The sequence below is a fragment of the Actinosynnema sp. genome (genome assembly GCF_052038725.1).
In genome coordinates this window covers 1-4,790 of record NZ_JBQGCX010000455.1, presented here as the reverse complement: position 1 = coordinate 4,790, position 4,790 = coordinate 1, and the positions used below count along the sequence as shown (strand labels likewise).

Genomic DNA, 4,790 nt, shown 5'->3' with positions numbered 1-4,790 from the left:
GGACTCCTGCACCGTCGCCCCGCCCGACTCCCCGCCCGACACCACCGCGGACTCGACGAGCGGCTCCGGCTCACCGTCGCCCCGCTCGTCGTCCTCGTCCGCTGCCGTGATCGGGTCCCGCACCCGTACAGGCTACGGCGCGCGGGCACCCGTCACCGACCACCTCCACCACCGGATTGTCGGTGTCCGGGGTTACCGTGCCCGGAATGCCGACCACGCCGCCCGCGCAGCTGTCGTTCGACGAGCTGGGCACCCCGCTGCGGGAGACCACGTTCGTCGTCTTCGACCTGGAGACGACCGGTCCGCGCGCGGCCGAGGACGGCATCACCGAGATCGGCGCGGTGAAGGTGCGCGGCGGTCGGGTGATCGGCGAGTTCGGCACGCTCGTCGACCCGGAGCGCGGCATCCCGCCGCAGATCGTCGCGCTGACCGGCATCACCCAGAACATGGTGACCGGCGCGCCCGTGCTCGCCTCGGTGCTGCCCGCGTTCCTGGAGTTCGCCGAGGGCGCGGTGCTGGTCGCGCACAACTCCGGGTTCGACGTCGGCTTCATGAAGGCCGCCTGCGAGCGGCACGGCTACGCCTGGCCCAAGCCTCCGGTGGTGTGCACGGTCAAGCTGGCCAGGCGGGTGCTCAGCCGCGAGGAGGCGCCCAGCTGCAAGCTGTCCGCGCTGTCCGCCCTGTTCGGGGTGCCCGAGGCGCCGAACCACCGGGCGCTGGTCGACGCGCGCGCCACCGTGGAGGTGCTGCACCGGCTGCTGGAGCGGGTCGGGTCGGTGGGCGTGCACTCGCTGGAGGAGCTGCTGGCGTACCTGCCGGACGTGAGCCCGCAGCAGCGGCGCAAGCGCTCGCTGGCCGCCGACCTGCCGTCCGCGCCGGGCGTGTACCTGTTCCGGGGTCCGAGCGAGGAGGTGCTGTACGTCGGCACGGCCTCGGACCTGCGCAGGCGGGTGCGGCAGTACTTCACCGCCTCCGAGACCCGGCACCGGCTGCGCGAGATGGTGGCGCTGGCGGTGCGGGTGGACTGGGTGGAGTGCGCGCACCCGCTGGAGGCGCAGGTGCGGGAGCTGCGGCTGATCGCCGCGCACCGGCCCGCCTACAACCGCCGGTCGAAGAACACCGCGTCGTGGTGGCTGGCGCTGACCGACGAGGCGTTCCCGAGGCTCTCGGTGGTGCGGACGGCCCGCGAGGGCGCGCTGGGGCCGTTCCCGACCAGGCGGGCGGCGGACGCGGCGGCGGAGGCGCTGCTGGAGGCCGTGCCGCTGCGGGCGTGCGCCCAGCGCATCCCGGCGCGCGGGGCGTCCGGAACGCCGTGCGCGCTGCTGGAGATGGGGCGCTGCAAGGCCCCGTGCGCGGGGCTGCAGGAGGTCGACGACTACGCGGGCGCGGTGGGGCGGGTGCGGGCGCTGATCGCCGGGGAGTCCACCGAGGCGCTCGGCGGCGCGGCGGCCAGGCTCGGCGAGCTGGCGCTGGAGGAGCGGTTCGAGGAGGCGGCCCTGCGGCGGGACCGGCTGGCCGGGCTGGTGCGGGCGCTGGACCGGGGGCAGCGGCGGGCCGCGCTCGCGGCGGTCGAGGAGCTGGTGGCGGCGCGGCCGGTCGGCGCGGGCGGCTGGTGGTTCGCGGTGGTGCGGCACGGCAGGCTGGCGAGCGCCGGGGTCGCCCCGCGCGGGGTGCCGCCGATGCCGGTGGTGGACGCGCTGGTGGCGTCGGCGGAGACGGTGCTGCCCGGCGCGGGCCCGCTGCTGGGCGGCAGCGCCGAGGAGGTCGGCGCGGTGCTGCGGTGGGTGGAGCAGCCGGGCACCCGGATGGTGAGCTGCTCACGGCCGTGGTCGGCGCCCGCGTGGGGCGCGGGGAGCTGGCGGACCTGGGTGGGCGTGGCCGAGGCCGGGCGCGACCAGTACCGGTTCGAGGGGCACTAGCATTGCGGGCACACCCACGAGGACGAGGAGTGCCCCTGTGATCACCGCGATCGTGCTGATCCAAGTCTCAGCGGAGTCCATCACCGACGCGGCGCAGGCGATCGTCGACATCGACGGCGTGACCGAGGTGCACTCCTGCGCGGGCGACGCCGACCTGATCGCCATGGTGAAGGTGAGCGAGCACGAGGAGCTGGCGGCCCTGATCCCCGGCCGGATCAGCAAGGTGCCCGGCGTGCTGACCACCGACACCCACATCGCGTTCCGGTCGTACTCCAAGAAGGACACCGAGGCCGCGTTCGCGATCGGACTGGACTCCTGAGCTGACTCCCGCGCCCCCGGCCGCGCCGAGCGCTCCGGGGCCGAGAACGAGGAAGGCCCCCGCATCCACCGGACGCGGGGGCCTTCTTCTCGTTCAGGCGTTACTTGCCCTTGGGCTCATCGGCAGCAGCCTCGACCTCGGCCGCCGGCTTGTTCTCCGCCGACAGCGTGCCGACGCCGGACCCCTGCGCCGCGCGGGCCCGCGCCAGGGCCGCGGTCTCCTCCGGCTTGTCCGGGGTGAAGAACGAGCCGGGGACCGGGTGACCGGCCGCGCCGAGCTTGTTCATCTTCTTCGGCACCGGGGCGCCCTGGTACTCCAGCGCGACCGGGTGGCCGTGGTCGTCGACCGGGCCCAGCGGCTGGTGCACCTCGATGAACTCGCCGTGCGGGAGCCGCTTGATGATGCCGGTCTCCACGCCGTGCTCCAGCACCTCGCGGTCCGCCTTCTGCAGACCGATGCAGAGCCGGTAGGTGACGTAGTACGCCAGCGGCGGCAGGACGAGCAGGCCGATGCGGCCCATCCAGGTCGTCGCGTTGAGCGAGATGTCGAACTTGAACGCGATGATGTCGTTCGCGCCCATCAGCAGCATCACCATGAAGTAGGTGATCGCCATCATGCCCAGCGAGGTCCGGACGGGCACGTCGCGGGGGCGCTGGAGCAGGTTGTGGTGCGCGTAGTCCTTGGTCATCCTGCGCTCGATCCACGGGTACGCCGCCGCGATGCCGGTCAGCAGCGGCAGGCCCAGGATGAACGGCCAGAACGGCGCGGGCACCGTGTAGTCGCCCAGGTACAGCTCCCACGCGGGCCACAGGCGGACCAGGCCGTCGGTCCAGCCCATGTACCAGTCGGGCTGCGAACCGGCGGAGACCTGCGCGGCGTTGTACGGGCCGATGTTCCAGATCGGGTTGATCTGGAAGACGCCGCCCATGAGCGCGGTGACCGCGACGACCACGGCGAAGAAGCCGCCGCCCTTGGCCGCGAACACCGGCATGATGCGCACGCCGACGACGTTGGTCTCCTTGCGGCCGACGCCGGGGAACTGCGTGTGCTTCTGGTACCACACCAGGCCGAGGTGGACCGCGATCAGCGCGAGGATGACCGCCGGGACCACCAGGATGTGCAGCGTGTACAGCCTGGGGATGATGTCCATGCCGGGGAACTCGCCGCCGAAGAGCAGCCAGTTCGTCCAGGTGCCGATGACCGGGAACGAGATCAGCAGCGCCGCCATGACCCGCAGGCCGGTGCCGGACAGCAGGTCGTCGGGGAGCGAGTAGCCGAGGAAGCCCTCGATCGCGCCCAGCATGAACAGCAGGATGCCGATGACCCAGTTGATCTCGCGCGGGCGGCGGAACGCGCCCGTGAAGAAGATCCGGAACATGTGCACCACGATCGCCGCCATGAACAGCAGCGCGGCCCAGTGGTGCATCTGCCGCATGAACAGGCCACCGCGCACGTCGAACGAGATCTCCAGCGCCGCCTCGAAGGCCCGCGACATCTCGATCCCGCGCAGCGGCGTGTAGGCCCCGTCGTAGACGACCTCCTCCATCGAGGGGTCGAAGAACAGCGCCAGGTAGGTACCGGACAGCAGCAGGACGACGAACGAGTACAGGGCGATCTCGCCCAGCAGGAACGACCAGTGGTCCGGGAAGACCTTGTTGAGCAGCCGCCGCAGCGGGGTCGCCACGGTGAGTCGGGCGTCGACCTCCTCGGCCGACTTCGCCGGCAATGCGGCGAGATCTAGCTTGCGCCGTTTCATGCTTCGCTCCGCTCACACACGGTGGTGCCGGTCACGCCCGCTCCCAGAAGCCTGGGCCGATCGGAACCTCGAAATCTGATTTCGCCACGAAGAAGCCGTCCGCGTCCACCTCAAGCGGCAACATTGGCAGTCGCCGGGTGGCCGGGCCGAAGACCGGGCGTGCGTTGTCCGTGATCGAGAACTGTGACTGGTGGCACGGGCAGAGCAGGCGGTTCGTCTGCTGCTCGTACAGGCTCGCCGGGCAGCCGGCGTGCGTGCAGATCTTCGAGTAGGCGACGTAGTTGCCGTACATGTCGCCCTCGTTGATCGGGACGTGGCCCAGGTTGCGGCGCAGTTCGTCCGCGTCGTCCTGGCGCAGGTGGATCAGCAGCGTGGGCGAGTCGGCGTGCCGGTTGGTGTCACCGTGCGGGATGGCCGGGAAGACCGTGATCTGGCCGCCCGCGCTGATCTCCTCGGGGCGCACCGGCGTCTCGTTCTCCCGCATGAGGCGCACCTTGTTGCCGCCGTTGGCCTTCGGGTCGAAGCCGGTGTGGTGGTACATGTCCTCGTCGTGCGGGTCGTCGATCATCCCGCCGAGCGCCACCAGCGGCACCGCCGCGACCGGGGCCAGGCCCAGCGCGATCGCGCCCTTGAGGAGCGGGCGGCGGCCGAACGCGGCCTCGTCGGCCATGTTCAGCTGCGTCGCCCCGGTCAGGACCTGCTCGTCGCGGGGCGAGGCGCCGTCGTGGCGCTCCTGGACCGCGACCTCTTCCGGCAGGAGCTTCTTGGCGAACACGATGATCGCGGCACCGATGCA

4 protein-coding genes are annotated in these 4,790 nt (G+C 71.9%); 2 read left to right on the top strand and 2 right to left on the bottom strand.

Annotation, left to right across the window (positions count from 1 at the left end):
- Window positions 1-206: 206 nt before the first annotated feature.
- Together ACTUAL_RS09215 and ACTUAL_RS09210 are read left to right on the top strand one after the other, a co-directional pair.
- Complete coding sequence (locus tag ACTUAL_RS09215; RefSeq protein ID WP_440899954.1) at window positions 207-1,919, top strand: DEDD exonuclease domain-containing protein; 1,713 nt, start codon at window positions 207-209, stop codon at window positions 1,917-1,919.
- Between the two features lie 37 nt (window positions 1,920-1,956).
- The gene (locus ACTUAL_RS09210) at window positions 1,957-2,238 is read left to right on the top strand and encodes an Lrp/AsnC family transcriptional regulator (RefSeq protein ID WP_440899953.1); all 282 of its coding nucleotides are present in this window, start codon (window positions 1,957-1,959) and stop codon (window positions 2,236-2,238) included.
- Between the two features lie 100 nt (window positions 2,239-2,338).
- Here the strand turns inward: ACTUAL_RS09210 and qcrB are convergent, their stop codons facing one another.
- Window positions 2,339-3,994, bottom strand: a complete 1,656-nt coding sequence (gene qcrB, locus ACTUAL_RS09205; protein WP_440899952.1) for a cytochrome bc1 complex cytochrome b subunit — start codon at window positions 3,992-3,994, stop codon at window positions 2,339-2,341.
- A gap of 31 nt (window positions 3,995-4,025) precedes the next feature.
- Window positions 4,026-4,790: cytochrome bc1 complex Rieske iron-sulfur subunit (gene qcrA / locus ACTUAL_RS09200; protein WP_440899951.1), on the bottom strand; the 765-nt coding region annotated here is incomplete at its 5' end.

Bases quoted from the DNA above. Each gene is read 5' to 3' on its own strand.
- ACTUAL_RS09215 (WP_440899954.1), top strand. From the start codon at position 207: ATGCCGACCACGCCGCCCGCGCAGCTGTCGTTCGACGAGCTGGGCACC.
- qcrB (WP_440899952.1), bottom strand. From the start codon at position 3,994: ATGAAACGGCGCAAGCTAGATCTCGCCGCATTGCCGGCGAAGTCGGCC.